Consider the following 26,812-nt stretch of genomic DNA (forward strand, 5'->3'; position numbering starts at 1 on the left):
AGGAATGGCTACCAGCGCAACCAGCATGGCGACCAGCCCCGGAAGCTTCGAGAAGCTCAGCCCCCCCAGCAGCGGCACCGCCATCCGGTTCGAGAACGGCCTGCCGCTGGTGCCCCCCGACCCGATCATTCCCTTCATCCGCGGCGACGGCACCGGCGTGGACATCTGGCCCGCCACCCAGCGGGTGCTGGATGCGGCGGTGGCCAAGGCCTACGGCGGTGAGCGCCGCATCGAGTGGTTCAAGGTGTACGCCGGCGACGAGGCCTGCGACCTCTACGGCACCTATCAGTACCTGCCCCAGGACACCCTCAGCGCCATCGAGCAGTACGGCGTGGCGATCAAGGGTCCGCTCACCACGCCGATCGGCGGCGGCATCCGCTCGCTGAACGTGGCCCTGCGCCAGATCTTCGACCTCTACTGCTGTGTGCGCCCCTGCCGCTACTACAGCGGCACCCCCAGCCCCCACAAGCGCCCCCAGGATCTCGACGTGGTGGTCTACCGGGAGAACACCGAGGACATCTACATGGGGATCGAGTGGGAGGCCAGCGATCCGGTGTGTGTGGAGCTGATCGCCCACCTCAACGACGTGGTGATCCCGGCCAACGGCAAGCTCGGCAAGCGCAGCATCCCGGCGGGCTCCGGCATCGGCATCAAACCGGTGAGCAAGGCCGGCACCCAGCGCCATGTGCGCAAGGCGATCCAGCACGCCCTCGGCCTGGAGGGGGCCAAGCGCCACGTGACCCTGGTGCACAAGGGCAACATCATGAAGTTCACGGAAGGGGCCTTCCGCGACTGGGGCTATGAGCTGGCCACCAGCGAGTTCCGCGACGTCTGCGTCACCGAGCGCGAGAGCTGGATCCTCGACAATCTGGCCCGCAACCACGGGCTCACGGTGGAGGAGAACGCCCGCCTGATCGAGCCCGGCTACGACAGCCTCACCCCCGAGAAGAAGGCGGCGGTGGATGCCGAGGTGAAGGGGGTGCTTGACGCCATCGGCGAGAGCCACGGCTACGGCAAGTGGAAGGCGATGGTGCTGGTGGACGACCGCATCGCCGACAGCATCTTCCAGCAGATTCAGACCAGGCCCCAGGAGTATTCGGTGCTCTGCACCCTCAACCTCAACGGCGATTACATCTCCGATGCGGCGGCCGCCGTGGTGGGGGGCCTGGGCATGGCGCCCGGGGCCAACATCGGCGACAACGCGGCGATCTTCGAGGCCACCCACGGCACGGCGCCCAAGCACGCCGGCCTCGACCGGATCAACCCCGGCTCGGTGATCCTCAGCGGCGTGATGATGCTCGAGTATCTGGGCTGGCAGGAGGCCGCCGACCTGATCACCGCCGGGCTCAGCGCCGCCATCGCCAAGGGTGAGGTCACCTACGACCTGGCCCGGTTGATGGAGCCGCCCGTGGATCCCGTCAGCTGCTCCGGCTTCGCCGAGGCCGTGGTGGGGCACTTCGGCGGCTGAGCCCTGGGGCTCTCAGGGTCTGATGCGGGTGGCGATCAGCTCGGCGATCCGCTGATTGCCGCTGGCGTTGAGGTGGCGCGGATCGGTGTACAGCGCGAGGTCGGTGGTGAGCTCGCTGGCCTGGCTCAGATCCAGGCAATAGGGCAGCTGCCCACAGGAGCGCCGGAGATGGGCATAGAGCGCGTTGATCTCTTCCACATAGCCTTTGCGCTCAAGCAGCGCCATGGTCACGGCATCGACGCTGTTGCGATCGGAGGCCAGACGGCCATCAGCGAGCAGCTGGGCCCGGTTGCGGTCGAGGCCCAGCGTGGGCTGCAACACCACCAGATAGCGAGCGCCGCGAGCTGCGGTGATGCCATGCATCGCTTTGACGTTGTCGCTCCAGATCGCAGCAGCCCGCTCCAAACCCTGTTGTCTTGGCTGGGAGATCGGCTGCGCAGAGAGCCAGCGTTGCTGCTTGTTGGGATCAAGCGTCACTGGCTTGGCGGCGGGCTGATCCGTCGCTGTAGATCCAGCAGTGGCCAGGAGCACCTGGGCGAGCCGCAGAACGGCGCTGTTGTCTGTGAAGCAGAGCAGGCCACAGGAGTAATAGCTGCGATCGCGATAGGGAATGTGATTGAAGGGCTTATCTTCCAGGGCTTTGAGCAGCATTCTGGGGGCATAGATCTTGTCATTGGATCCGTAGAGACTCTCGTCGGCGAAATAGAGCTCGTTAATGCCGTTGAAGCTCACCACCCATCCAGGCGCGGCTTCAGAGAAGCTGGCCAGAAGCCGCACCACTTCCTGGGCGCTGGTGCCTCCGCCCACGGCCGCATTGGTGATCTGAATCCTGCCCTGGGGAGCTTCCGCAGCCAGCAATCGGCCCAACTGGTCGGGCCAGGTGCCGTTCAGCCCAGAAAACTGAACGCCAAGCGGGTCGGTTGTCGACCCCCCCAGCACGAGCAGTCGCGCCACCTCGTTGCCTATACCATAGGTCTTGCGGGTGAAAAGGGTGCTGCTGGAATCAGACCCATCGGCATTGGGGCTGATCTTGAAATCCCTGGCTTGATGGGCATGGCCAACTGCCGGATGCAGCTCAAAGTTCCATGTCTTCACAGGGCCTTGCCGCCTCGAGATCAAGCCACCAGGAAGTGATTTGTAGACCATGGCTGAGATCACCTCCAGCGTCAGCAGGAAGATGATCAGAACTGCTCCATTGATGCCACAGAGCTTGAGAAAGCTGCGTATCCGGGACGCATCAAGGCGCATCAGAAAATGGAGTAGATAAACGGAGCCAGCACGGACCCCTGGGTGAAGACAATCAGCCCACCCATCAGCACGATCGTGATGATCAGTGGCGCCAACCAGTATTTCTTGCGAACCCTCAGAAAATCCCAGACGTCCTTGAGCAGATCAAGCAGTGCTTCCATGGCGGCTTCCCGTTGAAGGTGATCAGAAAATGCGGTTCAGACTGATGCTCGAATGGGCGCGCGTTTCGCGATAGCTGTCCTTATTCCTGACACGGCGACGCAGTGGGTCATGGCCCCTGAACCGCATCACCAGCGCAATGGGTTGCAGCACAAAAATGAACACCAGCCCAAGAATGACATGGCTGTTGATCCAGCCAAGCCCATGGCCCAGGGCCATCCAGCAGCGGTAGGGAAAGGCCAGCAGCCCAGGAGCCAGCAGGGCAAGGCCGATGGCTGGCAGGCCAATCAGCAGCGGCCACAGCACAGGCGCGTGCCCATGCAGCGCAGGAATCAGCCAGCCGAACACCACTGGGATCACGCTGCCCACCAGCAGGCCAAACTCCCTTAGCAGCTTGCGGCTTGGCACGGCAGTACGCATCAATCCAACTCAAAGTCCTGCATCCAGCTTGGATCAGCATGTTGTGGTTGCTGATTCTCCTTAAGCAACAGCTGGTTCTCTAATACAAGCACGTCCATCTCCGTTCGCATGAAGCAGCGATAGGCATCTTCAGGGTTGCAGACGATCGGCTCCCCTCTCACGTTAAATGATGTGTTGACCAGGGTTGGGCAGCCGGTGCGGCGATGGAAGGCCCTGATGAGATTGTAGAAGCGAGGATTGGTCGAAGCATTCACGGTTTGCACCCTGGCTGTGTAGTCCACGTGGGTGACTGCGGGTAGTTTAGAACGTGAAATTCTTAGTTTTTCGATTCCAAAGAGTTGCTGCTGCTCGGCAGACATGGGAATGCAGAGCTCTGCGCGCAAGGGGGCTACGATCAACATGTATGGGCTGCAGGCGTCAAGCTCAAATTGACTGGAAGCCTCTTCTTCGAGCACGGCCGGTGCGAAGGGCCTGAAGCTCTCTCGATACTTGATCTTGAGGTTCATCACGCTCTGCATCTCCTGATTTCTGGAATCGCCCAGGATCGACCGCCCTCCCAGGGCTCGAGGCCCAAACTCCATCGAACCATTGAACCAGCCAACCACTTTCCCCTGGTCCAGGAGCTCCGCCAGACGTAGAAACAGCGGTGCGTCTTCGATCTCCTGGTAGTCGGCCTCAATCGAGTCGAGGTAGCTGCGAATCTCCTTATTGCTGAACTGCGGGCCCAGCAAGGCCCCCTTCATGGCATCGCCCCCCGCCTGGGAGCCGCAGGGCTTACGCGGCTGTTGATGGTGTTGGTGCCAGGCCACCAGGGCCGCTCCCAGGGCTGAGCCGGCATCGCCACTGGCGGGTTGAATCCAGATCTGATCAAAGATCTTCTGCCGCAGCAGCTTGCCGTTGGCAACGCAGTTGAGGGCGACACCACCAGACAGGCACAGATTGGTGGCCCCTGTTTCAGCCCTCAGGGTTCGCGCCAGCTTCAGCACAATTTCCTCAGTGACAGCCTGAATCGACGCCGCCAGGTCCATGTGGAACTGACGCAACTCCGTTTCGCGTTCTCGCGCTGGGCTTGCGAACAGCTTGTCGAACTTGCGGCTGGTCATACGCAAGCCACGGTGATACTTGAAGTAGCGCATGTCCAACCAGAAGGTGCCATCTGGTTTGATATCGATCAGGTGCTTCTTGATCAGGTCGACAAAGCGTGGTTGGCCATAGGGAGCTAACCCCATCAGCTTGTACTCTCCGGAATTCACCTTGAACCCGCAGTAATACGTGAACGCTGAATAGAGAAGTCCGAGAGAGTGCGGAAAATTGATCTCCCAGAGCAGCTTGAGGTCTTTGCCTTCGCCGAGCCATGCCGAGGTGGTGGCCCATTCGCCCACCCCATCCATGCAGAGCACGGCAGCCTTGTCGAAAGGGCTGGGATAGAAGGCTGCCCCAGCGTGGGAGAGATGGTGCTCGCTGAACAGCAACTCAGGCAGCTTGGCCCCGTCCCCACGGACGTCCCCGGCCATGCGGTTTGCCAGGGCGCGCAACTCCTGCTTCAGGCGGGATTTGATGAACAGCTTCTCCTTCAACCACACCTGCATGGCGGCCACAAAGGAGCGTCCTCCGCGTGGTGCGGCGCCCAGGTAGGTTTCCAGTAGGCGCTCGAATGTGAGCAGCGGTTTCTCGTAATACACCACCGCATCGAGATCGGCGGGAGTCAGATGTTGGCTGCTGAGGCAATAATGAGCTGCGCTTGCGGGAAAGGTAGCGTCATGTTTCTTGCGACTGAAGCGCTCCTCTTGGGCTGCGGCAACCACTTCGCCGTCCACAATCAACGCTGCAGCGCTATCGTGGTAGTAGGCCGAAAGTCCAAGAATCCGCATAGGCGAGTTCAAACCGGCATGGCTGTGGAAGGAATCCTGCCATGGGAACTGCCCCAGCGCTCCGCTGCCTTCCTGGAGCGCTCCTCCAGCCACGCCTCAGGTGCGGGCCTGGAGGCCCTCAGGCGGGGCCTGGCTCCACGATCATCCAGAGCACACGCGTGGCATCCACCTTCTCGAGGATCTCGAGGTGTTCGGCCGTGAGGGCACGGGCATCGTCGTGTTGACCGTTGGCGGCCAGCTCCGAGAGGTGCCCCATGCACCAGTCGCGCAGCTGCGTGATCGAGAGCATGCGCCGTTCGCGGTCTTCGGGCTTGCTGTAGCGGGCTGGAATTGGTTTCCCCATGAAATGCTGTGATCAATCCATGGCACTTTGGCCGGATGGAGCTGAACTGCACCCACAGGATCTGACAGAGCGGTGTACCTTTTGCCACAGAGTCTTGTTGTGAACCCTGCCTCGACGCGAAGCTTTGCCCACGTGCCCACTTTCTCCGGCCGATAGGTTGGCTTGGCCATGCAGTCACATCAATGCAATCCTACGGCAATCCAGAGCCAGCCTATGACTGGTGGGCTGGTAACTCTCGCTTTGTCAGCCAGTCGGGCAGCTTCATTTCGGCCCATGCTGCCCATGCCGGCCTGATCATGTTCTGGGCCGGATCCTTCACCATTTATGAGCTGAGCCGCTATTCCACCGATCAGCCCCTCGGTGAACAAAGCCTGATCCTGCTGCCCAATCTGGCTCGCCTCGGCATCGGTGTGGGTGATGGGGGCGTGCTCTCCCAGCCGGAGGCGATCGTGGCCATCGCCGCCTTTCACCTGGTGAGTGCAGCGGTGCTGGCCGCTGGTGGCATGTGGCATCTGTTCCGGGCCCCGCTGGATCTGGCGGAGGCGGAGGGAACGGCCCGGCGCTTCGACTTCGACTGGAGCGACCACAAGCAGCTGGGCGTGATTCTCGGCCACCATCTGATCTTCCTGGGTCTGGGCGCCACGGCACTGGTGGAATGGGCCCAACGCCATGGCCTCTACGACACGGCGACCCAGACGGTGCGCACGGTGCAGCCGAACGTGGATCTGGCCACGATCTGGTCGTACCAGACCCACTTTCTCTCGATCAGCAGCCTGGAGGATGTGGTCGGCGGCCACGTCGTGGTGGCGTTGATGCTCACAGCTGGAGGTGTGTGGCACATCCTGGTGCCGCCGCTCCCCTACGCCCGCAAACTGTTGCTGTTTTCGGCTGAGGCGATCCTGTCCTATTCGATCGGCGGGGTGGTGTTGGCCGGCTTCGTCACCAGCCTGTGGTGTGCCACCAATGCCACGATCTATCCGGTGGAGCTCTATGGCCCCACCCTTGGCCTGCGGTTTTCACTCGCGCCTTACTTCGCCGACACGATCAGTCTGCCGAGCCAGGCTCACACGGCCCGCTGCTGGCTGGCGAATGCCCATTTCTTCCTCTCGTTCATGTTCCTGCAGGGGCATCTGTGGCATGCCCTGCGCGCCATCGGCTTTGACTTCAAGCGGGTGAACAAGGCTCTGGAGGCCATGGAGCTGGCCTGACTCCCATCGCCCTGGCCCCTGGCCAGGGCTTACTGTTGTCGCTCAGCAGCCGTGATCGCTCAGCAGCCGTGATCGCTCAGCCGAGGGGCTGGTTCAGCAGGGAGTGGGTGAGTTCACGCTCAAGCTGAAGCTTGCTGCTTTCGACCCGCTGCATGTCCTGATAGAGGCGATGCAGCTCAGACTCCCGGTCCTGCAGATGGCGGGCAAGGTCGAGTTGCTCCGCCGTGAGTTCTGGATAGTCCTTTGACATGGCGGCGAGATCATCACCGCGGCGTAGCCGCATCAGCAGCTGGAAAGTGTTGGCAGAGGCCACCGATGAGGGGCTGACCCAGCCCCACAAAACCAGATTGGGGGAGGGAGATGGGGAGCTCATATTGGCGATCAGCAAAGCATCTCCAACGTACCCCTGGGGGCTGGATGGGGTGGGATCACGGGCGACCTGCAGTCGTGACAATCCTCACGGCACGCTGTGGCCTGCCGGCTTCAGATGGCCGCTGGCGAGGGCAAGACTTTTCGAGTTCTTTAGAGCTGTTCTGCTCATGCTGGTACCCACCATCTACTTCGCCACGTCCACGGGAAAGACGGAAGATGTCGCCCATCGCCTGGCGCCGCTGGTGAAAGCTGCTGCCGTCGTTGATGTGGCCGACATCAACGACACCTCGGTGCTCGGGGCCTGCGCAGCTCTGATCTGCTGCACGCCCACCTGGAACACCGGCGCGGATGATCTGCGTTCCGGCACGGCCTGGGATGCCCACGTGGAGGCGATCGAAACAACGAAGCTGCACGGCAAGCCCGTGGCGATCATGGGCCTGGGGGATTCCTCCTCCTATGGGGATTACTTCTGCGACGCGATGGAGGAGCTGTATCGCGCCTTCGAGCGGGCCGGTGCCCGGTTGGTGGGCCAGGTGGACATCAGCGATTACAACTACAACAGCTCCAAGAGCGTGCTGAATGGCCGCTTCTGCGGCCTGCCGATCGATGAAGACTCCGAGCCCGATCTCACCGATGAACGGCTGAATCGCTGGGCGGAGCAGCTGCGGCGGGAGCTGGTGTGACAGGCGAAGCCGCAGCAGCCAGCCAGGAGGGTGCCCGCTGACGGCAGACTGACCCCATGACTCTTCCTGGTCTACCGGCGGGGGCGACCGACCCCTGCGTCCACTGCGGCTTCTGCCTGCCCAGCTGCGCCAGCTACCGGGTGCTGGGCACGGAGATGGACTCGCCCCGGGGCCGCATCCACGCCCTCAAGGCGATCGAGGCCGGTGAGCTGCCGCTCGATGCCACGGTGGCGAAGCACTTCGACACCTGTCTGGGTTGCCTGGCCTGCGTCACGGCCTGTCCTTCGGGGGTGCGCTACGACCAGCTGATCGAGGCCACCCGCCCGAAGTTGAACGCCCCGCAGCTGCGCAGCCCGGCCGCCAACGCCTTCCGCCGGCTGCTGTTCGCTCTGTTGCCCTACCCGCGGCGGCTGCGGGCCGCCCTCAGCCCCCTGCGGCTCTACGCCGGCACCCCCCTGCAGGGTCTCGTGCGCCGCAGTGGCCTCACCCGCCTGCTCGGCCCCCAGATCGAAGCCCTGGAGCGCCTGTTGCCGCCCCTGGCGCCCGAGGCCTTCCGCGATGGCTTCCCAGCGGTGGTGCCGGCCCAGGGCGAGCGCCGCGCCCGGGTGGGGCTGGTGCTGGGCTGCGTGCAGCGGCTGTTCGATCCGCAGGTGAACGCGGCGGCGGTGCGGGTGCTGAGCGCCAATGGCATCGAGGTGGTGATTCCGCCGGAGCAGGGCTGCTGCGGCGCTGTGACCCACCACCAGGGGGAAGAGGAGCACACCCGCCAGCTAGCCGATGCGCTGGTGCAGAGCTTCCGCGCCGTGGTGGGCCCGGGCCGCCCTGCTGGGCCTGAGCCGCTGGATGCGGTGCTGGTGGCGGCCTCCGGCTGCGGCCACACCATGAAGGCCTACGACCACCTGGCCAGCCGCGGCTTCCCGGCGCCGGTGGCCGACATCCATGAATTTCTGGTCCGGCTCGGCCTCAGCGAGGGGTTCCGTCAACAACTGCAGGCCCTGCCCCACGCCGATGGCAGCACCGCCAACGCTGAGCGGCCGCTGCCGGTGGCCTTCCATGACGCCTGCCACATGATCCACGGCCAGGGCCTGCACAGTGAGCCGCGGGATCTCCTGCGCGCCATCCCCCACCTGACGCTCAGCGAGGCCTTCGAGGCCGGCGTGTGCTGCGGCAGTGCCGGCATCTACAACCTGGTGCAACCGGAGGAGGCTGCCGAGCTGGGCCGCATCAAGGCCGCCGATCTGGCCGGCACCGGAGCGGCCCTGGTGGCGAGCGCCAACATCGGTTGCACCATGCAGCTGCGCCGCCACCTCGATGGTGAGGCCGCCGCCGTGCTGCCGGTGCTGCATCCGATCCAGCTGCTCGATCGCAGCTGGCGGGCCGGGGGCAGCGCCGCCGCTGCAGAGCCCCGATGACCCGGGAGGCACCGAATCTGGCGGTGCTGATCGATTCCGACAACGCCCAGGCCGCCGTGATCAGCGACCTGCTGGCAGAAATCGCCCAGGTGGGAACCGCCACCGTGAAGCGCGCCTACGGCGACTGGACCACACCCCAGCTGGGCAGCTGGAAGGAGGTGCTGAATGTGCACGCGATCGTGCCGGTGCAGCAGTTCAGCTACACCACCGGCAAGAACGCCACCGATTCGGCCCTGATCATCGATGCGATGGATCTGCTGCACGGCGGCCGGGTGGAGGGCTTCTGTCTGGTGTCGTCCGACAGCGACTTCACCCGTCTGGCCACCAGGATCCGGGAACAGGGGCTGCTGGTGATCGGCTTCGGGGAGCGCAAGACGCCGAAGGCCTTCGTGGCTGCCTGCGACCGCTTTCTCTACATCGACCTGCTCAAACGCGGCAGCGGCCGGCCCAGCTCCGGTGGCGGCGGCGCCGGCCATGACCACGACGGCGTCCCCCCGCTCAAGCCCTTCCTCAGTGAGGCGATCGCGGCCGTCACCCAGGACGACGGCTGGGCCCCCCTGGGCATGGTGGGCAGCCTGCTGCAGAAGAACGATCCGTCGTTCGACGCGCGCAGCTACGGCTTCCGCAAACTGAGCGAACTGGTGAAGGCCCAGCCTTACCTCACGGTGAAGGAGGTGCCGATCAGTCCCGGCAGCCCGCAGATGCATCTGTCGGTGCGGCTGAGGGGTGGGTGAGCGTCATGGGTTCGAGCCTTCTGCCCGCCGCACACCACCCCGCACAGCAACACCGCCACAGTTAGTGGTGCAACTAGTGGTGCAACTAGTGGTGAAACAATGAATGTGCGGAGATGGGCATTCAACTCTTCGGAGGCGACAATACCGCATGGCCTTGACTTCCTGATCTCAGAACCACGCGTGGGATTAAGGGCAACGAGAAAGATGTCCCCTCTGAGACAGTTTTCTCTGTCACTATGCCCACCCTTCGTGATCAAACCGGGTGGCAGTCGTTTCATCCAGAAGACCCCCCACGTCGTAGGCGGCTGCCGCCTCTGCCCAGCCTGCCCTTGGCTGAACGGACGGCCTGATTGTCAGCAGGCGCGGTGCAGCCTCGATTTCAGCCTCGTCCGCCAGCCACGCAACCTCAATAAGCAGCATTGCCTTAACGGCGATCGCTCACAGAGGCCTGGCTAGATCGTAGTCATGTCAGTGGGCGTCGTCAATTTCATCTGCTCTGGCTAGCGCCCCGGTTAAGCGGCGGGCCGCGCAGCGTACCGTCTGCTGCAACTGGGTGTTAGCCAGCCCATTGATTCTGCTCGCCATCGGCACTGAGCCGAGGATCGTTGCTGATTATCGCTGAGGCGGCTGCTCTGGGATCATCCCGTGCGATATGAATGTCCTGCGCGGGGAAGTAGAGCGTTCGGTACGCGCGGGCTGTATCGTCTGGAGATTGGCCCTCCTGACGTCGTGAGACGGCGCGTTCCAACGCCGTCTCAAAGGTGCAGTCGATCCAGATTGATCTGTCGTATTGAGATTGCAGAGCACGCTTCAGGAGATAAATCCCCTCCAGCATGATCACGTCGATCCGCTCGAACTCGTAAAGGTGCCGCCTGAATGCGGTTGCTGTTTCCTCCGCGTAGTCAACCTCAACGCTCAACGAACGGCGATCGCGGAGCGGAAGGACAAGCTGGGTGAACATGTTGTCGAAGCGTATCGCGTTGAGGTAGAAGTGTTCAGCGGGGTTGGATGCATGAAATCGTCTACTGGGAAGGTTCAACCACGCATCCGCATTGATCGTCGCCACCCGAATTCCATGGGTTTGAAGGATCTGCGCGATCCGTGCCGTGACATAGCCCTTGCCGCACCCGTCAATTCCGGTGATTGCCACCAAAATGCTTCGACACACGGAAATTGCCCCCCTCGCATTAAGGATCGAAGCCACAGTGCTGTCCAAGTCGTTCATGAGCTGCGTGGTCCCTCTGGGTAACGCTTGCCATCACCTGGCCGCAGAAATCTTCTGGTTCGGGATCTCGTTGGGCTTCGGGAAATTGAAGTTGGCGGGTCAGGTGCATGGCTGTGTTGGCTAGGCATCTACACAGCGAACATTGCCTGAAGAACACCCAGCAGCTCATTCAGCGTAGTCTCCGACAGACTCCCCAATCGCTTGACGAGACGGTCTCTGTCTACAGCTCTCAGCTGATCAGCCACAACATGGCCGTCCTTGCCATCAAACCTGCAACGCACACGAAATGGGTATGGATGGCCGCCAGTTGTGAGCGGCGCAACAATGAAAGTGCGAAGGTGAGAATTCAGCTCGTTCGGCGACACTACGGCACAAGGCCTCGTCTTCCTGATTTCAGATCCTCGCGTGGGATTCAACGCGACAAGGAAGATATCGCCTCTTGAGACGTGTTCTTCATTCACCATGACCACTCTTCGTCATCAAACTGGGTAGCGCTCATTTCATCGAGAAGTCCCTCTGGCACCAAAGACGATGCCGCCTCTGCCCAACCAGCCCTCGGATGAGCGGATGGTCTGATCGTCAGAACCCCTGGAGCCGCTTCGATCTCGACTTCGTCAGCCAGCCCCGCAACCTCAAGCAGCGGCTTGGCGAGGCGGATCCCTCTCGAGTTGCCGATTTTTACCAGCTTCGCTCGCACCACGACCAAACACTAAACGCGTGCTCCCATTGTAGCCACGGTGGTGACTGCCCCGCATCACCCTGCTCTGGCTAACGCTGGCCATCACTAGGCCGCAAGATTGTTGTGCTAGTTGAGACAGGTTTAGGTGGCGGCTTTGGTGGATGGCGTTGTTATGCGTTCTCGTGAGAGCAAGACGATAACTTCACCAAGCAGCACGTCGAGCATTGGCGAAAAATGGACTTGCTGAGCAGTTGGAAGTGACTCTTTGCTTCGAATCTGGGAATGAAGTTGGTGGTCAGCGATCTTCCGGAGACCACGATCAAGATGTTCCATTGAATCCTTAAATGATCTACCCCCGTGATTAAAGGCGACCTCCCTGAATGTTGCTTTTTGAAAAATTGGAGGAATGTGATCAGTGATTGCCCTCACCAACATGGCACAACTCATGAAGCAGCTATTGTCATAGTTGAAGTTAAGCTCTTCAAGGAGACGAATCAGCCTCGCCAAATCAAACTCTTCAGAGGCTAGTGATTTTAGGTCGGATATCCTTTGTGGGCTTACGTAGGCAACCTTGCCGACCTCTGGGGGCCCGTCTGCAGTTAGCTCATCATTTGGCACACTGTCTTGCAAATCAATTAACCGCTTCTCAAGATCCTCAACCACATGGGACACTATCTCGCGGTTAAACGTATCAGTCATCTCCTGGTATTTAGACAGACCATACGCATCAACACAAAACTTCACTAGATCGACGTTCCCATCCTCTACTTCGTTCATAAAGTTAAAGAACAGAATTGCCCTAGTTGCCTCATCTGCAGGGATTGAATAGCGCTTGGTCCCTACGAATGAGCCTCCTGTCGCCTGGAACTCGGCCCACCAATCATTGAAGCTAATAGTATTCGCTTGTTCCGCTTCTTGTAGTATCTCCGTGAGATAGGGACTTTCTTTTATAAAGGTCATCAAGCCACTGAAATGCCCGGGCCATGTCTGGTGTCGAGCATCAGAGACATTCTTCCATCGCCTTCTAAGTTCTTTGACTGCAGCTGCTATTTCTGACGGGTTTGATCTGTACATGGCTTGCCGGCTCGTGGTGGGCTGATACTCGTCATATTACCCATACGTATAACGCTGCCATCACCTGGCCGCAGTAAGCCCGGCGGAGTATGAGGCTTTGAGGTGGCGGTTCTGGTGTATGGCATTGTAAGCGGGAATTCTACGCAGCATCACAGAAAAGCTCTGAGATCTTGGTTGTTATTTCTGTAGTTGCTCCAGATAGCAATGGGCCTAAATAGTCTGAAATATTGCCAGCAAGCTCTTCTCCTGCGCTATCGGCAAACTTTCCCCCAAGCCTCACCAATACACCTCGTACTACAGCGCCAAATGAACCATCTGGCGCACCAGCGGTTACTAGGGCCGCCTTAACAGCTGACTGATTCGCAACAGGGATGCTGTTTGTGAGTAGGGCATTGAAGGCATCGATGCTCAGTTTTACAAGACTTGGAGAAAAGGACCCATCAGTTGCATAGCCAAGGCTCTTCAGTTTCTCCTTTACGTGATCAATGACAAGGGGATTTTCGATCTCCAGAGTAAACAAGTCTCCCTGTTTCAGGATAAGCGGGCTCGTGAGGGCGACCACAAGAAGGGCGTCTAGTTCGGCGTTGCCTAGGCGACGAAGATCTCGCTCGTAAATCAGCGTCCGCGACTTACTCCTCGAGACTCTTAAGCGCTGGATAAGCTCATAGAGGCTAGGCTCTTCATCTAAATAGCCAATCCGAACGAGAGCTCCTAGCATCACGAGCTCAATCTCCTTCTTGGGGAGCGCCCCAAACGCAGGATTTGAAAACTGATAAAGAATGTATTCCAGGGTCTCTCGGCACTTGGCTTCACTCGCATTGGCAATGGCTTCCTCGATTGTCATCCCTGCCTCACGTCATGCGGGTCTGCCCGGCAATTTAGCCATGCTGATATGAGTTGTCCATGGGCTTACTCCGCGGTGCCCGCTAACGCTCCAGATCAGAAGCGGGTAGGAAGGCATTGCCATGGCAGACAACGCCGGCCCCCGTCTTCTGCATCTGGATGTTCGGTGGGCTCTATAAGTTAAGGCACTATCCAAAGCTCTTGGGTTTCTCGTTGAAGCCGTGTTGCCAACGACCACATCTTTTCCTGCCGTTGCTTTGAGCCGCTAGGATGGGCTGAGCCTTGGAGTCTCAGAAGTGAGCATCAGCACCCCAGTGGCTCGGCTCTATCGGAGGCATCGATACTTGCTTGCGCTGCTCGAAGCAATTGGAGGCCAAGCATCAAATACTGATTTTCAGAAACTTCTTTTTCTTTTTTGCAAAGAGACTGCCGATCCCCCTCTATACGAATTTGTGCCTTATAAGTATGGCGCATTCTCATTTACCTCCTACGCCGATCGCCTTAAACTCATCGAGAAGGGGCTGTTGATCCGTTCGAGCGATCATTGGGCACTTTCTGCTGATGGAAAAGCCGCAATCCATCCAGAGGCTACTTATAGAAAAGATGCAGCTTCGTTTGCCAACCGTCTTGGCCGGATGAGAGGAAAGGAGCTCATTGCCTACACCTACAAGCATTTCCCGTACTATGCAACTCATAGCGAGATTGCCAGCGAAATTCTATCAAGCGACTCTTCGGCCTTAGATGCCATACGCCAAAGCAAGCCAAGTACCAAAATCCCTGGATTGGCGACTATCGGCTATGAAGGGAAATCAATTGAAGCTTATCTAAATCTTCTTCTACATGACGGCGTTACCCTTTTGTGCGACGTAAGGCGTAACCCGATCAGCCGAAAGTATGGCTTTTCAAAGCGAGTACTTGCCAATGGATGCTCGCGAGTTGGAATTAGATATGAGCACATGCCACAACTTGGAATTGAATCAAGCAAACGCCATAATCTTAGCTCACAAGAAGACTACGATGAGTTATTTGCCAAATATTCAGTCGATTATCTGCCAAGACAAGAAAAGGAATTGACAATCATTTCCTCATGGATTGAATCAGGAGAGAGGGTCGCTCTAACCTGCTACGAGGAAGACGTGAGGCAGTGCCATCGAGGTTGTGTAGCCAAGATCATTCAGTCTTGCTCGGTTAATCTTCAGGTTAAGCATCTATGATTTGAAGATGAAAAAAGAAAGGCTGCTTATTCTTGTTAAAACCTATCCTACGCTTTCAACTAAGTATGGCGAGACAGTTTGCACAGCAGCCATGCGAGATGATGGTTCATGGGTGCGTCTGTATCCAGTCCCATTTCGTCGTCTAGGAGAGATTGAGCAATACAGGAAGTACGATTGGCTTGAATGTCGAATTGCACGAAACACACAGGACCGAAGGCCTGAGAGCTATAGGCCTGTGGATGAATCTGAATTGCAACCAGTCGCTCACATTGGAACACAAGACCAATGGCATGAAAGGCGCCAAATAGTGCTTGGCAAAGCGAAAGTCTCTGACAAGCTTGATGAGTTAATTCTTGGCGCCAAGAATAACGAGATATCGCTAGCGGTATTCAAGCCTGCCAAGGTTATCGACTTTATCGTTGAAAGAGAAGAATCGCGAGAATGGGATCCCAAGAAGCTCAGTGCAATGCGCTCACACATTGATCAGCTCTCACTCTTTGATGACAACGAATGGAGGAAGACCTTTAAGGTGATTCCCAAGCTGCCTTACAAATTCTCATATCGTTTCGCTGATGCAAACGGCCAGCGAAGCCAGCTGCAGATTCTTGATTGGGAGATAGGTGCGCTATTCTGGAATTGCTTGTGGCGAGATCAACGCCAGAACGAGCAAGCAGCGATTGAAAAAGTTAGGGCAAAGTACTTTGACGAATTTGCAGGTAAAGATCTTCACTTCTTTTTGGGAACAACTCTCCGGTTTCATTTTATAGCTCCTAACCCGTGGTTGATTATTGGCGTCTTTCCTGCTCCATACCAGACTCAGTTGCCCCTTTTCTAGTAGTAGGTCCTTGCCGCTCCACCGAACGCTCATCATCAGCGGCGTAGCGCAGCTGCGCCCGCTGCATGATGTTGTTATGCGGCTGCTGGCAGATCATGCAAGTTCTCGACCGACTGAAAGCAAGTACGCGTAGGGATTCCCCCGTAGGCGCTCGCGTCTGTCTACATTGTAGATGGTTTTGGAGACGATGAGCGAAATTCCCGCTCCGGCAAGTAGTGCCATAGGCACAGCCAATCCAGCTGCTACCAGCATCGTTGATGAACCGACCGATAGGAACGCAATCTTCTGCAGCCCTTCGCTCATCCACCTGATGCTCCCCCCAGTAAGCGCCTTCTTTAGATTAGATATTGCAGGTGCAACCTCATTCGCGTGAAGATCAGCAATCCTCTGACGGAGGGCTTCAACCGGCAGGTCAGCATCAACGGATGCCGCAAGTTCATCGACTTTGGTCCTGAAGAGGGCGAGCTCATCACGATGGCGCTCCCTGAATTCGATCAGCTTGTGTATCGGAGTGTCTGCAGAGACTGCTAGTCTCTCGATCGCGAGGCTGGCCAGCATTCCTTGGGCCAAATCACGCGGCATTCGTCGGCGAGGACCAAACGCCTCGTACTCACGCCATCTCCGCGACGGATCGTACATCCTCCTCGGAATCAGTCCATTGAGCTGTGCGTCATGTCGCGCAGCCACTGCTAATCGGTCAGCAGCTGGGATAGACGTAAGGAGTCGAGCGCCGACACGTTCGGAAAGCCTATTCGCGAGCAGCGTCATGTAGAAGTTGGCGAACCCATCGCCCACTCGCAGCCACTCATTGTCTCGCTCGGATGGAGACATAAGGTCTTGGATCATGTGCCGAATCTCGTAGGGCAACTTCTCAGGGTGGATATCAGTTAATCTTCCAAGACGTTGGGGCAACTTTGCTACGTGAATATCATGACTTGCGCCACCATTATCACCGATGAGCAGTTCTGCGCCTTCGGGGGATTCTAGGTACGAAAGGACGTCATCGGCAAGATCTTCAATCTCATGCATCCCCGATTGCACCCTGAGCGGGACGAGAAAGCCTGCCTCTTCAAGCACCTGTCCGACATTCGTCGCGTATGGTGATTCTATGGAGTTTGGAACGATTGTTCTCACCGAATCCCAGTAAAGCAGGGATGTCTTTAGCCAGGACTCATCCCGGATGTCAATCCACGGGTAGAAGAGAGCTTGGGGCATGTCAGGTCACCTTATCTTGTTGGTTGTTGTGGCCGCATAACGCTTCGCATCAGCGGCGCGGCTTCGCCGCGTCCGACTGCATGCGATTGTTAGGATGAATTATTGGCGTCAAGATATTGCTCTTTTTCTCTTTGGCCTTTCGAAGACGTGCAATCACAGACCGAATGGATAAAACCAATACGGAAAACACCCAAAATGTAGTAGCTATAAGGATCGCGGAGAGTGGCGCAATTATCAGTCCGCCATCATGATTTAATATCCATTCTCTATCTTCATGGCTTGTGGCCACGCTGCTTAATTCGGACCACCAAAAACCACCCATGAGAGTAGGTATTGCAACAGAAGCTATTGCCAGGAGAGTGGTATGGATTAACGCGATTCCCTTCCGAGCTTTTACGGCTGAAACAAGCAAAGCCAGGAATCCCAGACACATTGGGAGCAGGACAAACCAGAGCCCCAACTGTTCTCTTTCATCCAAAATTGCTACAAATTCAGGGCTCATACTTCATCCTAACGCTGATTAGCCGGGTCCGATAACACCGGCCTGTGCCACGCTATTGCCAGCCTAAGCGCTCCTGCATTGGCCGGCAATCGCTTTAAACCTTTGCCCTGAGAGGCCTTTGGGGTCGAAGCGCGCAAGGCAAGGAAGTTTATGCGGACCCGGTAACCAGCGGCTCCTTGGCTCTAGGAGGTGTCGCACGCCGGCTTTGGGATTGACCGGGTTCAAGTGGTCTTGGCCCTTGGTGTGCGGCGCGGCGATGCGGAATGAGCAGTCTCTGGCTGGATACGAAGCTGTCAGCCACCTAGCCCCTCCCCGAGTTCCCGGAAGATTCAGCTTCCCCGGATCTGGACCAGTGGATCCAGTTGTGCCCTGGACTGCAGCTTCAGCCTGCTGGCTCGGACAAGCCTCCAGCTGAGCAGCGCAGGTCACCCATGGCTAGAGCTGTTGCAGCCCCACCTCATTCAACTGGGGTTCTGCGGTGCGCTCCAACCAGTCCGCCACCGCTTCGGATGAGAGCAGTTCGGTGAGTACTCGGCATTCGAACTCGCGCTGGCTGTCCTCTTCCCCCACCAGCACCAGCAGCGCTTCCCCGGAGGGCACCCGATCACGGGTCAGCACGGTGAGCAGCGGTTCGGGAATCAGCGGGCCGGGCACCCGGTCCTGAATCACATGGATCAGTTCGTGCCTGAGCACCACCTCCGGATCCGCCCCCTCGCGCTCAATGGCGTCCGGGCAGAGGAACACATTCGCCGCAGCCGCTTCCCAACCCCCCAACAGCCTGGGTTGCAGATCGCAGTGTCCATCTCCCATGGACACGGCAACCCCAACACTGGCGGCAGCGGCAATCAGGAGTTCAACCAATGGACCTTGCCCGGTTAAGGCCAGGTTAAATGTGATGCACCTAGCTCTGTGGGGCGCTCAAGACGTTGTGTTCTCAGCCCGCCAGGGTTCTCGACCCTGCGCCTGCGTTGGAGGCACAGTCAGCACCAGGCTGATCGGTCTGCCACTCCTGGGCGGCAGGGGGCTGCGGGTGCAGCGGTGCCAGTTGGGCCAGGCGGTTGGCCTGCAGGGGATTGAGGTTGTCGTCGCTCAGCAGCAGCAGCGTCGGCCGGCCGTCGGCCAGCGGCGGGCCGGGAATCAGGCCCTCCCAGTTGTCGGGACTGAGGCCGGCGGCGATCAGATCCCATTGCGCCAGCGGCGGCGCCGCGGCTTCATCGGTGGCTGCCGGCAGGGGATAAAGCGCCAGTTGAATCTGCCAGCTGAAGGGCGGCTCGAAGCGCCGCAGCAGCGCCAGCAGTTGGCCCGAATCAAGCACCAGCAGCTCGGTGAGCCCCCAGCCGTCGCCGGACGGCAGCAGCAGGGACCCCTGCTCCCGGGCCTCGGGGGCGTCGAGCCGGGGATCCTGATCAGCGCGCCAGCCCCAGCGCAGCAGCCGCACCTGGCGGGGGGGATCCTGCAGCAGGGGCTGCTCGGCGGCCAGCAGCAGTGCCGGCTTGCCGTCCCCGCCGTCGAGCAGGGCCAGCGACTCCGGCCCGGCGTTGCTGCCCAGTCCGCGTCCCTGGCCTGGTTGCCAGGCGGAGGGCAGCTCCAGCGCCTGCAGCAGCAGTCCGCTGCTGGCCTCGAAACGCAGCAGCTGGGCCGGCAATGGGCCATCGCGGCGGCCCTCGCTGGCCACCCACAGCTGCCCACCCAGCCGCACCATCCCCTCAGCATCGATCTTCGGCGGCAGCGTCTGGCCAAGGCCGCTGCGCAGCGGCACGGTGCGCTCCAGCCGCAGCGGGGCAACGCCGGCCAGGGCTGCCTCCAGCCCGCTCCAGATGGCGATTGAGCCCTGGGGCAGATCGCTGAGCAGCCAGAGTCGGTCCGCCGGCCCATCCAGCAGCAGGGCGGAGAAACCGCCGATCGGCTCTGAGGCCCTGCCGCGGCGGGGCAACTCCAGCTCCCGCACCAGCTCCCAGCCGGCGTCGCTGGGGCAGGGCAGGGGCAGCGCCGACGTCTGGGCGCCCAGCAGCGGGGCCCCAAGGCTGAGCAGCTTGAGGGCAATCGCTGTGGCGATGGTCAGCAGCACGGGGGTTCAGCCCTCAGCAAGACGTTCTCTCAGGCTGCCAGGGGTTCCGAATCCTGCTCCTCGGCAGGGGCCTCGGGGGCGGCGTGCCGTTCGGCCCGGAACAGCCCCACATCCACGCCCAGGTGTTGGTCGGGCCGGCCGGTGATCAGCAGGGCGGTGCGCTGGCGGGTGGCGATCTGCCACATCCACTTGGTGAACAGGGTGACGCGGTTCTCCGTGTCAGGAATGAAGGCCAGGTGCGCCAGCGCCCAGAGGACCCACCCCGCCAAGCCCGTGATGTGCAGGCCTCTTAGGTCGGCCACCGCATACCAGGGGCCGATCACCGCCATGCTGCCCAGGTCGGTGAAGCGGAAGGGGGCGAGGCTGCGACCTTCCCGCCCAGCCAGGATGTGGGCCGCCACCCAGCTGCCCATCTGCACGGCGGGGCCGGCCATGCCGGGCAGGGGTTTGCCGTCAGTGGTGTGCAGGTAGGCGCAGAGGTCACCGATGGCGTGGATCTCGGGGTGGCCCGGCACCGAGAAGTCGGGCTCCACCAGCAGCCGCCCACCGCGGTCCACGGGGCATCCCGTGCGATCGGCCAGAAGAGCGCCCAGCCGGGAGGCCCGCACGCCGGCGGTCCAGCAGATGGTGGCGGCCTCGAGCTGCTGCAGGCCATCGGCCCCCTGCAGGCTCACCAACCCGGGGGCGATCGCCTCCACCTTCGTGTGCAGCCGCACCTCCACGCCGGCCTGCTGCAGGTAGCCCGCCGCGGCGGCGGACAGCTTTGGGTGCATGGTGGGCAGCACCCGCTCCACCGGATCCACCAGCACCACCCGGCAGAGGTCGGGGTTGAGCTGCTTGAAATCCCGGCGGATGGCCCGGTGCATCAGCTCGATCAGGGAGCCGGCCAGCTCACAGCCGGCGGGGCCGGCGCCCACCACCACCACGGTCTGGAGGAAGCGGCGGCGCTCGGGATCGAGCGTCTGCTCCGCCTCCTCCAGGGCCATCAGCAGACGGCGGCGGATCTCATCGGCGTGCTCGAGGATCTTCATCGGCGGCGCCAGGGGCCGCCACTCCTCGCGGCCGAAATAGGTGCTGCCGGAGCCGCTGGCCAGGATCAGATGGTCGTAGCCGTAGCGGTGGTCGTTGAACACCACCTCCTTGGCCTCGGGGTCGATGTCCACCACCTCCCCCAGCAGCACCTGGATGTTCGGGGCCTGGCCCACCATCTGGCGCAGGGGGGAGGCCACATCCGCCTCAGACACCAGCCCCGAGGCCACCTGATACAGCAGCGGCTGAAACAGGTTGAAGTTGCGCTTGTCGATCAGCGTCACCCGCACGGGCTTGCCGGCCAGGGCATGGCAGGCCTTGAGCCCGGCAAAGCCGCCGCCCACGATCACCACATGGGGCCAGTCGCGCAGCGCACAGGCGGGGGGTTCGAGCTCCAGAAAGAAGCGTTCCGGTGCCATCGCCCCCCACGCCTACAGCTTCAACGTATCCATGGCTCCCCCGGGGCTTGGTAGTGGTGGAAGCCATTCGGTGTCTCCATCAGCCGTTCCACACCTCGCTGGTCGATCAGCGACAGATCCAGTGCCCGCTCCTCCATCCGAACGCCTGGTGTCGTAGGCCATTCATCGGCTGGGCGGGATGGCGTCGGCTTCCAGGTTGAAGTTGGGATCGATGGACTTGATCACTACGGGGCCAAGTTCGCGCCTGAGTTGAAACGGCATGGACTGCCCCGAGCGATGCAAAGCGGTCTGGGAGGGCAGCAGGGTGCGCATCGTGTCCATACCCTGCAGGTGCTGATCGAAGAAAGCCACTGACAGGGCCTTGAGATCCTGGTGGGCCTGTTGTGGCTGCGGTCCGATCAGCCAGGCCGGCAGTCGGCTGCCTCCGTCCAGAAAGGAGAGGTGGGTGGCTTGTTCAAACAGGGCCAGAACGCTGCCGGAGGTTGCCACATTGGTGAAGGGAACCAGTTGCTGGGACATCGGAGGGGCAAAGATATCCTTGGTGCCGGAAATGACCAGAACCGGAGCCTTCAGCTTCTGGATCGATGCGCCGGTGAAGATGGGGGTGCTCACCGGATTCACGGCGATCACGGCCTTGAGGCGTGGATCGGAGAAGCTGCTCTGCTTCACCACCTGGCCCGGCGCCTTGCACTGCCACAGGATGGCCGGATTGAACTCCACCTGGTTGGGGTCGTCGACCACGGCGCAGGCGCGCTCGAGGTGGGGCCAGTCCAGTTCCGCACCCCCCAGCGCCAGCACGGTGTACCCCCCCAGGGACTGGCCCAGCGCCCCGACGCGGCTGGTGTCGATCTCTCCTGGAAAACGGCGGGCGACCTGATCGATCAGCCCGCTCACATCAAGGGGCTGGTGGTACCAGGCATTCGGTGGCGGGATGGTGGCGAGTCCCTCGATTGTGGCCTGCACCCGGTTGGCACTGGTGACCGGAAAGTTGAGTGCTGCCACCCCATAACCACGCGAAGCCAGGTGTTCGCCGACGTAGAGCAGGGCATTGAAGTCTGTATTCAGTCCAGGTGCCAGTACGACCAGCGGCCGCGAGGCGGGCGGGGCCGCCCCTGTGACCTTCGGGGTGGGCACCAGGGCGATGGCCTCGATCGTGTTGCCGTCAGGCCCCGTAAAGGAGAAAAGATCTCGCCTGTAGGGATGATTCCCTGTCTTGGCGTAGCCGTTCAGGGTGGGGCTTGGCAGCGTGTTGGCGGGATCCTTCGTGACCAGACGCGGAAAGATCTGCTCCTGCATCTGGAATTGATCTCTGAGGCGGTGGGCCAGCTTGATCACCTTGGGCACACCGATGGTGAGATCCTCGAGCGGATAGCGCTCGAGCACATCCATCAGCTTCAGTCCATCGTCGCCGGAGGCCGCGAGGATCAGGGCCGCCGACAGGGCGGGCTCCACTTCCGCCGGGGGGCGTTCAAACAGTTTCGCCAACTGGCGCAGCACCACAGCGCCCATGGGTGTCTGCAGGAAGTCGGACACCTCCAGGCTGGTGGTGGGGAAGGGGTGGCTCAGCGCGAAACGCAACGCCTCACGATCACGCGGCTTCAGCGGATCGATCAGAAAGGAGATGCTGCTGCTGATCGTTCCCGTGCGCACGAATTCGGCCAGGTCGGCCACGGACACCGAGCGTTCCAGTTCTCCGAGGCGGAACGTGACCTGCTGCGCTGCCAGCAAGGGGGTGGCACTGAGCTGCAGCAGCAGGCCGGACAGGATCGCTGCGATCCACCGGACCTTTTTTCTTGATGGCCGGGCTGATTTGCCCATAGGCTGAATCTAGGGCGAGAGGATGAGCTGAGTAGAGATAAGCGAGGGCAGGTTTATTGGATCCCGAGGGCCGCTGTCTTCATGCCTGCTTCCAGCTTCTTGATGTCTTCCGGTGAGAGTTGGGGGCGATCGATCTTGATGGTCAGTTTGTTGAGCTTGGCGCTGAGCGGGAACGGGGGCAGGTAGTCGGCATCATCGATGCCGGTGATCGTGTCTGAGCCGACGTCGAAGCTCTCATCCCATTGCAGGATGATCGGAATCGTTTTCTCCATCCGCTTGGTAGCCACCACCTGGCCATCCACCTTCAGTGTGCCGGTACCCCCCTTGCCGACGCCGGCGAAGCTGTTGAACTGGATGGTGCCCAGTCCGAGGCCGTCGTACTTGAAATCGAACTCAACGCTGTGCCGTCCCGGGGTGAGGGCTTCGGGGCTTTCCCATTTCACCCAGTCCAGGTTGAGCAGGTTCCAGTTGAACACCGGCCTGCCCTTGAGCAGATAGAAACCCCAGCCGGCAAAGCGGCCACCGGACGTGGCGATCATGCCCTCCCCACCGCCGGCCGGCACGGTGATGTCTGCCGTGAGCTTGTAGGAGGTGTTGAGCAGGTAGGGGGCGTCACCCTGGGGAACACCGGTCATCGGCCGCGTATAGACCAACTCATCACGTCCGGCGGTGAGGCTGGGGCGCTGGGCCGCCACCCTGGAGGCCACCGAGGCGTTGAGTGGGAACACCTGATACTTCTTGGCCTCTTCCACAAACATCCTGCGCAGCTCCGCCACCTTCTCCGGGTGCTGGGCGGCGATGTCCTCGGATTGGTTGAAGTTCTTGTTCAGGTCGTAGAGCTGGAACTCCTGGTTGTTGAGTGGGTCGGGGTTGGCTGGGCCGAAGGCATCCCAGGGCGCTCGATTCACCTTGGTGCTCAACAGCCAACCCTCGTGGTACAGCGCCCACTGGCCCATCATCTCGAAGTACTGGGTCTGGTGGCGGGAAGCTGCCTTGGCATTCCTGCCATCGAAGGTGTAGGCAAAGCTGGTGCCCTCGATCGGCTTCTGCCGGATGCCATCCACCTGCTGGGGCGGTGCAATCCCGGTGACTTCCAGGATCGTGGGCACCACGTCAATCACGTGGATGAACTGTTCGCGCAAGCCACCTCTGTCTTTGATGCGGGCCGGCCAGGAGATGACCATGTTCTGGTTGACGCCGCCGAGCCGCGACGCGTTTTGCTTGAACCAGTCGAATGGGGTGTCGAAGGCCCAAGACCAGCCCGCCGACATGTGGTTGTAAGCGAACTCGGTGCCCCAGGCATCGAAATACTTCGTTTGCACCTCCACTGGAGGCCGCACATCGTTGAAGAAGGCCACCTCGCTGAAGGTGCCCTCCGGTCCACCCTCCGCGCTCGTGCCGTTGTCGCCATTGATGTAAACAATCATCGTGTTGTCGAGTTCGCCCAGGTCTTCGAATGACTGGATCACCCGGCCGATCTCGTGATCGTTGTAGGCCACGAAGGCAGCAAACACCTCCACCTGGCGGATGTAGAGCTTCTTGGCCTCTGGTGAGAGCTTGTCCCACGGGGTGAGGATGTCGGCGGGCCAGGGGGTCAGTTCCTCATTCGCAGGAATCACACCGAGCTTCTTCTGGTTCTCGAAGATGCGCTCGCGCAGCTTCTCGTAGCCGTCGTCGAAGAGATGCATGGCATGGATCTTGTCCACCCACTCCTTGGTGGGATGGTGCGGCGCGTGGGAGGAGCCGGGCACGTAGTGGAGGAAGATCGGCTGTTCGGGGTCGGTCTGGCGAATCCGGTGCATCCAGTCGATGGCGTCATCGGCCATCGCCGTGATCAGGTTCCAGGAGGGCTCCTCACCGGTCACAGGCCAGATCTCGGCGTTGGGATCCGAGCGGTCGAACTTCAGGCTGCCCTCGTGCCCCTTCCAGGGGTAGATCTGCGTGGTGTTGCGGAACAGATTCGGCCCCCACTGGTTTGCATCCCCACCGACGAAGCCGTAGAAGTAATCGAAGCCCATGCCCGTGGGCCACTGGCTGAAGGGCCCCACCTGGCTGGCCTGGTAGGTGGGGGTGTTGTGGTCCTTGCCGAACCAGCTCGTGGCGTAGCCGTTGTCGCGCAGAATGCGTCCGACGGTGGCGTTCTCTTCGCCGATGACGCTGTTGTAGCCGGGGAAGCCGGTGGCCTGCTCAGCGATCACGCCAAAGCCCACCGAATGATGGTTGCGCCCGGTGATCAGCGCCGCACGCGTCGGCGAGCAGAGGGCGGTTGACATCACCCGGTTGTAACGCAGCCCGTTCTTGGCGATCCGGTCCATGGCCGGAGTCGGGATCACACCGCCGAAGACGCTGTTGACGGCGAAGCCGGCATCGTCGGTCATGATCAGCAGCACGTTGGGGGCGCCCTTGGGAGGCACCACCCGTGGCGCCCACCATGGTTTGGAGTTGAGGGCGTCTTCCTTGATCACGCCGCCGAAGGCCGGGGCGGGGGCGGGCAATTGCTCGCCACTGATGGTGGTGGTGGCATCGGGCGAGCCGAGGGTGCCCCTCACCACCTGGGCCATCGCCTGCACACCCCCGAGCTGCCAACTGAACAGCGCCAGCACCATCCCCACCAGGGCCAGGCGCCGGCCCAGGCCTGTGACCCCTTGGGCCGAGAAAAACGCGCGGAGCCTGCGGAGCCGGCGGGTCAGATCGGTGAACTGGCGGTCAGCCATGGGTGGTGGTGGGTGAGGAAACGAGACGGAAACCGATGTGGGAGGTGCCGGTGTCGGGGCTCTCCGCTTCCCGGGCGGCGGGCCGGTAGCGGCTGCAGTAATTGGGGGCGCACAGGAAGGACCCGCCCTTGATCACGTGCTTGGCCACGCCGGGCTCGCGGGGGTCGCTGCTGGCGGCAGGATCCTCCAGGCGCGGATCGAGCTGGCCGTCGATCGGGCCATGGCCGCTCTGGTACCAGTCGGATGTCCACTCCCAGACATTGCCGGTCATGTCGAGGAGGCCGTAGCCGTTGGCTGGGAAGTGGCCCACCGGGGCGGTGCCTGGGTAGCCGTCCTCGGCCGTGTTGTTCACGGGGAACGTCCCCTGCCAGGTGTTGGCCTGATCCGGCTGCCAGGTGTTGCCCCAGCTGAACACCTGATCGCGCAATCCGCCGCGGGCGGCGAACTCCCACTGGGCCTCACTGGGGAGGCCGGCCCCGGCCCAGGCGGCGTAGGCCTGGGCATCCGCCACAGACACCTGAACCACCGGGTGATCCAGCCGCGCGTCGATGGAGCTGCCGGGCCCTTCCGGATGGCGCCAGTCGGCGCCGGGCACCCAGTGCCACCAGCTCAGCTCCTGCAGTGGCTCTCCGGGGGAGAGCGGGCGGAACACCACCGCACCCGGCCGGCGCTCGGCGGTGGAGAGGCCCGGGAACTGCTCGGTGCTGAGGGGCTGCTCCGCCTGGGTGGTGTAGCCCGTGGCCTCCACGAATGCAGCGAACTCCCGGTTGGTGACCTCCGTGCGCCCGAGGCAGAAGGGCTGCACTCGCACGGTGGCCTCCGCTTCCTCCGGCAGCCGCCCGGCGGCCCCGATCCGGTAACGGCCAGCGTGGATGGCTGCCATCCCCTCAGGGCAGGTTGTTGCGGCCTGAACCGGAGCGGGCCGGAGCAGCATCAGAGCCAGCCCCAGGGCGATCGCCAGCAGCCCGACCGCCAGCAGATCGGCATCGGCGCGCAACACCGGCAAGGGGGCGATTTGTCTCATGGCAAAGCAGGACAAGGCAGGATTCTTCGCTCGCAAGGGCCTGTTTCAGTGTGTGATCAATCACTTTCTTCACAGCACTTGATCGGCGCCTGGCGCCTTGCGGCTGGCTGCTAACCGCTCACGGCAATCCTGCCGTGAAAACGCAATCTTCTGCCCTTGCAGATCTCCGATCGCCATGGCAACGGGAGAACGTCAAGTGGTGAGGATCCAGCGATTCCAGAACCACACCTGACCA

The 26,812-nt window shown here is 61.1% G+C and carries 27 protein-coding genes; 7 read left to right on the forward strand and 20 right to left on the reverse strand.

Annotated elements, in window-relative coordinates:
* Positions 1-4 precede the first annotated feature (4 nt).
* Entirely contained in the window at positions 5-1,468 is a 1,464-nt protein-coding gene (locus tag ACWJIO_RS08945; RefSeq protein ID WP_480312930.1) for an NADP-dependent isocitrate dehydrogenase, read from the forward strand.
* 12 nt (positions 1,469-1,480) lie between these two features.
* On the opposite strand, the gene ACWJIO_RS08950 is transcribed toward ACWJIO_RS08945, so the two are convergent.
* The 5 genes from ACWJIO_RS08950 to ACWJIO_RS08970 all read right to left on the reverse strand — a co-directional run bounded on the left by ACWJIO_RS08950 (position 1,481) and on the right by ACWJIO_RS08970 (position 5,509).
* Positions 1,481-2,422: a hypothetical protein gene (locus tag ACWJIO_RS08950; protein WP_480312932.1), complete on the reverse strand. Its 942-nt coding sequence runs from the start codon at positions 2,420-2,422 to the stop codon at positions 1,481-1,483.
* Positions 2,423-2,715: 293 nt separating this feature from the next.
* Complete coding sequence (locus ACWJIO_RS08955) at positions 2,716-2,877, reverse strand: DUF5989 family protein (protein ID WP_186698215.1); 162 nt, start codon at positions 2,875-2,877, stop codon at positions 2,716-2,718.
* Positions 2,878-2,899: 22 nt separating this feature from the next.
* Entirely contained in the window at positions 2,900-3,295 is a 396-nt protein-coding gene (locus tag ACWJIO_RS08960) for an SxtJ family membrane protein (RefSeq protein ID WP_480312934.1), read from the reverse strand.
* Positions 3,295-5,166, reverse strand: a complete 1,872-nt coding sequence (locus ACWJIO_RS08965) for a carbamoyltransferase family protein (RefSeq protein WP_480312936.1) — start codon at positions 5,164-5,166, stop codon at positions 3,295-3,297. The genes ACWJIO_RS08960 and ACWJIO_RS08965 overlap by 1 nt, the downstream gene beginning before the upstream one ends.
* A gap of 118 nt (positions 5,167-5,284) precedes the next feature.
* Positions 5,285-5,509 (reverse strand): hypothetical protein, encoded by a 225-nt coding sequence (locus ACWJIO_RS08970; RefSeq protein WP_186698211.1) that lies wholly within the window; start codon positions 5,507-5,509, stop codon positions 5,285-5,287.
* A gap of 182 nt (positions 5,510-5,691) precedes the next feature.
* On the opposite strand from ACWJIO_RS08970, the gene ACWJIO_RS08975 reads away from it, so the two are divergent.
* Positions 5,692-6,717, forward strand: coding sequence for a chlorophyll a/b binding light-harvesting protein (locus tag ACWJIO_RS08975; protein WP_480312938.1), 1,026 nt, complete (start codon positions 5,692-5,694; stop codon positions 6,715-6,717).
* 76 nt (positions 6,718-6,793) lie between these two features.
* Here ACWJIO_RS08975 and ACWJIO_RS08980 read toward each other — a convergent pair whose 3' ends face one another.
* Entirely contained in the window at positions 6,794-7,030 is a 237-nt protein-coding gene (locus tag ACWJIO_RS08980; RefSeq protein ID WP_480312940.1) for a DUF433 domain-containing protein, read from the reverse strand.
* Between the two features lie 229 nt (positions 7,031-7,259).
* Here ACWJIO_RS08980 and fldA point away from each other — a divergent pair, with 229 nt between their 5' ends.
* Genes fldA through ACWJIO_RS08995 form a run of 3 tightly spaced genes read left to right on the forward strand, consistent with a single transcriptional unit; the run spans position 7,260 to position 9,918 of the window.
* Positions 7,260-7,772, forward strand: coding sequence for a flavodoxin FldA (gene fldA / locus ACWJIO_RS08985; RefSeq protein ID WP_186700033.1), 513 nt, complete (start codon positions 7,260-7,262; stop codon positions 7,770-7,772).
* Positions 7,773-7,828: 56 nt separating this feature from the next.
* Entirely contained in the window at positions 7,829-9,184 is a 1,356-nt protein-coding gene (locus ACWJIO_RS08990; protein WP_480312941.1) for a (Fe-S)-binding protein, read from the forward strand.
* The gene (locus ACWJIO_RS08995; protein WP_186698203.1) at positions 9,181-9,918 is read left to right on the forward strand and encodes an NYN domain-containing protein; all 738 of its coding nucleotides are present in this window, start codon (positions 9,181-9,183) and stop codon (positions 9,916-9,918) included. Before ACWJIO_RS08990 ends, ACWJIO_RS08995 begins: the two co-directional genes overlap by 4 nt.
* Here the strand turns inward: ACWJIO_RS08995 and ACWJIO_RS09000 are convergent.
* The 6 genes from ACWJIO_RS09000 to ACWJIO_RS09025 form a co-directional block, all read right to left on the reverse strand.
* Complete coding sequence (locus ACWJIO_RS09000) at positions 9,840-10,196, reverse strand: type II toxin-antitoxin system PemK/MazF family toxin (RefSeq protein WP_480312944.1); 357 nt, start codon at positions 10,194-10,196, stop codon at positions 9,840-9,842. The genes ACWJIO_RS08995 and ACWJIO_RS09000 overlap by 79 nt on opposite strands.
* A 278-nt stretch (positions 10,197-10,474) precedes the next feature.
* On the reverse strand, positions 10,475-11,134 hold the full coding sequence (locus ACWJIO_RS09005; protein WP_480312947.1) for a uridine kinase family protein: 660 nt from the start codon (positions 11,132-11,134) through the stop codon (positions 10,475-10,477).
* Positions 11,135-11,271: 137 nt separating this feature from the next.
* Positions 11,272-11,607: a type II toxin-antitoxin system PemK/MazF family toxin gene (locus tag ACWJIO_RS09010; RefSeq protein ID WP_193813985.1), complete on the reverse strand. Its 336-nt coding sequence runs from the start codon at positions 11,605-11,607 to the stop codon at positions 11,272-11,274.
* Positions 11,601-11,843 carry an AbrB/MazE/SpoVT family DNA-binding domain-containing protein gene (locus ACWJIO_RS09015; RefSeq protein ID WP_370566546.1) on the reverse strand — a complete coding sequence of 81 codons (243 nt, stop codon included), beginning with the start codon at positions 11,841-11,843 and terminating at the stop codon, positions 11,601-11,603. Before ACWJIO_RS09015 ends, ACWJIO_RS09010 begins: the two co-directional genes overlap by 7 nt.
* A 120-nt stretch (positions 11,844-11,963) precedes the next feature.
* The gene (locus ACWJIO_RS09020; protein WP_480312951.1) at positions 11,964-12,896 is read right to left on the reverse strand and encodes a hypothetical protein; all 933 of its coding nucleotides are present in this window, start codon (positions 12,894-12,896) and stop codon (positions 11,964-11,966) included.
* A gap of 139 nt (positions 12,897-13,035) precedes the next feature.
* Positions 13,036-13,740: a hypothetical protein gene (locus tag ACWJIO_RS09025; RefSeq protein ID WP_480312953.1), complete on the reverse strand. Its 705-nt coding sequence runs from the start codon at positions 13,738-13,740 to the stop codon at positions 13,036-13,038.
* 343 nt (positions 13,741-14,083) lie between these two features.
* Here ACWJIO_RS09025 and ACWJIO_RS09030 point away from each other — a divergent pair, with 343 nt between their 5' ends.
* Together ACWJIO_RS09030 and ACWJIO_RS09035 are read left to right on the forward strand one after the other, a co-directional pair.
* Positions 14,084-14,953: a DUF488 domain-containing protein gene (locus ACWJIO_RS09030; protein ID WP_480312954.1), complete on the forward strand. Its 870-nt coding sequence runs from the start codon at positions 14,084-14,086 to the stop codon at positions 14,951-14,953.
* A gap of 235 nt (positions 14,954-15,188) precedes the next feature.
* Complete coding sequence (locus ACWJIO_RS09035) at positions 15,189-15,788, forward strand: hypothetical protein (protein WP_480312956.1); 600 nt, start codon at positions 15,189-15,191, stop codon at positions 15,786-15,788.
* Between the two features lie 93 nt (positions 15,789-15,881).
* Here the strand turns inward: ACWJIO_RS09035 and ACWJIO_RS09040 are convergent, their stop codons facing one another.
* From ACWJIO_RS09040 to ACWJIO_RS09075, 8 genes are all read right to left on the reverse strand, one after another.
* A complete protein-coding gene (locus tag ACWJIO_RS09040) occupies positions 15,882-17,003 on the reverse strand; it encodes a DUF6236 family protein (RefSeq protein ID WP_480312958.1) in 1,122 nt (373 codons plus the stop codon).
* A gap of 49 nt (positions 17,004-17,052) precedes the next feature.
* The gene (locus tag ACWJIO_RS09045; RefSeq protein WP_480312959.1) at positions 17,053-17,505 is read right to left on the reverse strand and encodes a hypothetical protein; all 453 of its coding nucleotides are present in this window, start codon (positions 17,503-17,505) and stop codon (positions 17,053-17,055) included.
* A 435-nt stretch (positions 17,506-17,940) separates the two neighbouring features.
* Positions 17,941-18,249, reverse strand: coding sequence for a hypothetical protein (locus ACWJIO_RS09050; RefSeq protein WP_480312961.1), 309 nt, complete (start codon positions 18,247-18,249; stop codon positions 17,941-17,943).
* Positions 18,250-18,439: 190 nt separating this feature from the next.
* Positions 18,440-19,573 carry an esterase-like activity of phytase family protein gene (locus ACWJIO_RS09055; RefSeq protein ID WP_480312963.1) on the reverse strand — a complete coding sequence of 378 codons (1,134 nt, stop codon included), beginning with the start codon at positions 19,571-19,573 and terminating at the stop codon, positions 18,440-18,442.
* A gap of 29 nt (positions 19,574-19,602) precedes the next feature.
* Positions 19,603-21,021, reverse strand: coding sequence for an NAD(P)/FAD-dependent oxidoreductase (locus ACWJIO_RS09060; protein WP_480312965.1), 1,419 nt, complete (start codon positions 21,019-21,021; stop codon positions 19,603-19,605).
* A gap of 162 nt (positions 21,022-21,183) precedes the next feature.
* Positions 21,184-22,749 carry an alpha/beta hydrolase gene (locus ACWJIO_RS09065; RefSeq protein WP_480312967.1) on the reverse strand — a complete coding sequence of 522 codons (1,566 nt, stop codon included), beginning with the start codon at positions 22,747-22,749 and terminating at the stop codon, positions 21,184-21,186.
* 143 nt (positions 22,750-22,892) lie between these two features.
* Positions 22,893-25,553 carry an arylsulfatase gene (locus ACWJIO_RS09070; protein ID WP_480312968.1) on the reverse strand — a complete coding sequence of 887 codons (2,661 nt, stop codon included), beginning with the start codon at positions 25,551-25,553 and terminating at the stop codon, positions 22,893-22,895.
* Positions 25,546-26,577 (reverse strand): formylglycine-generating enzyme family protein, encoded by a 1,032-nt coding sequence (locus tag ACWJIO_RS09075; RefSeq protein WP_480312969.1) that lies wholly within the window; start codon positions 26,575-26,577, stop codon positions 25,546-25,548. The genes ACWJIO_RS09070 and ACWJIO_RS09075 overlap by 8 nt, the downstream gene beginning before the upstream one ends.
* Between the last annotated feature and the right edge of the window lie 235 nt (positions 26,578-26,812).

It is taken from the genome of Paraciimarium castrense LEGE 11436, from assembly GCF_056633055.1.

Bases quoted from the DNA above. Each gene is read 5' to 3' on its own strand.
- ACWJIO_RS08945 (WP_480312930.1), top strand. From the start codon at position 5: ATGGCTACCAGCGCAACCAGCATGGCGACCAGCCCCGGAAGCTTCGAG.
- ACWJIO_RS08955 (WP_186698215.1), bottom strand. From the start codon at position 2,877: ATGGAAGCACTGCTTGATCTGCTCAAGGACGTCTGGGATTTTCTGAGG.
- ACWJIO_RS08960 (WP_480312934.1), bottom strand. From the start codon at position 3,295: ATGCGTACTGCCGTGCCAAGCCGCAAGCTGCTAAGGGAGTTTGGCCTG.
- ACWJIO_RS08965 (WP_480312936.1), bottom strand. From the start codon at position 5,166: ATGCGGATTCTTGGACTTTCGGCCTACTACCACGATAGCGCTGCAGCG.
- ACWJIO_RS08970 (WP_186698211.1), bottom strand. From the start codon at position 5,509: ATGGGGAAACCAATTCCAGCCCGCTACAGCAAGCCCGAAGACCGCGAA.
- ACWJIO_RS08975 (WP_480312938.1), top strand. From the start codon at position 5,692: ATGCAATCCTACGGCAATCCAGAGCCAGCCTATGACTGGTGGGCTGGT.
- ACWJIO_RS08990 (WP_480312941.1), top strand. From the start codon at position 7,829: ATGACTCTTCCTGGTCTACCGGCGGGGGCGACCGACCCCTGCGTCCAC.
- ACWJIO_RS08995 (WP_186698203.1), top strand. From the start codon at position 9,181: ATGACCCGGGAGGCACCGAATCTGGCGGTGCTGATCGATTCCGACAAC.
- ACWJIO_RS09000 (WP_480312944.1), bottom strand. From the start codon at position 10,196: ATGAAACGACTGCCACCCGGTTTGATCACGAAGGGTGGGCATAGTGAC.
- ACWJIO_RS09010 (WP_193813985.1), bottom strand. From the start codon at position 11,607: ATGGTGAATGAAGAACACGTCTCAAGAGGCGATATCTTCCTTGTCGCG.
- ACWJIO_RS09020 (WP_480312951.1), bottom strand. From the start codon at position 12,896: ATGTACAGATCAAACCCGTCAGAAATAGCAGCTGCAGTCAAAGAACTT.
- ACWJIO_RS09025 (WP_480312953.1), bottom strand. From the start codon at position 13,740: ATGACAATCGAGGAAGCCATTGCCAATGCGAGTGAAGCCAAGTGCCGA.
- ACWJIO_RS09040 (WP_480312958.1), bottom strand. From the start codon at position 17,003: ATGCCCCAAGCTCTCTTCTACCCGTGGATTGACATCCGGGATGAGTCC.
- ACWJIO_RS09045 (WP_480312959.1), bottom strand. From the start codon at position 17,505: ATGAGCCCTGAATTTGTAGCAATTTTGGATGAAAGAGAACAGTTGGGG.
- ACWJIO_RS09060 (WP_480312965.1), bottom strand. From the start codon at position 21,021: ATGGCACCGGAACGCTTCTTTCTGGAGCTCGAACCCCCCGCCTGTGCG.
- ACWJIO_RS09070 (WP_480312968.1), bottom strand. From the start codon at position 25,553: ATGGCTGACCGCCAGTTCACCGATCTGACCCGCCGGCTCCGCAGGCTC.
- ACWJIO_RS09075 (WP_480312969.1), bottom strand. From the start codon at position 26,577: ATGAGACAAATCGCCCCCTTGCCGGTGTTGCGCGCCGATGCCGATCTG.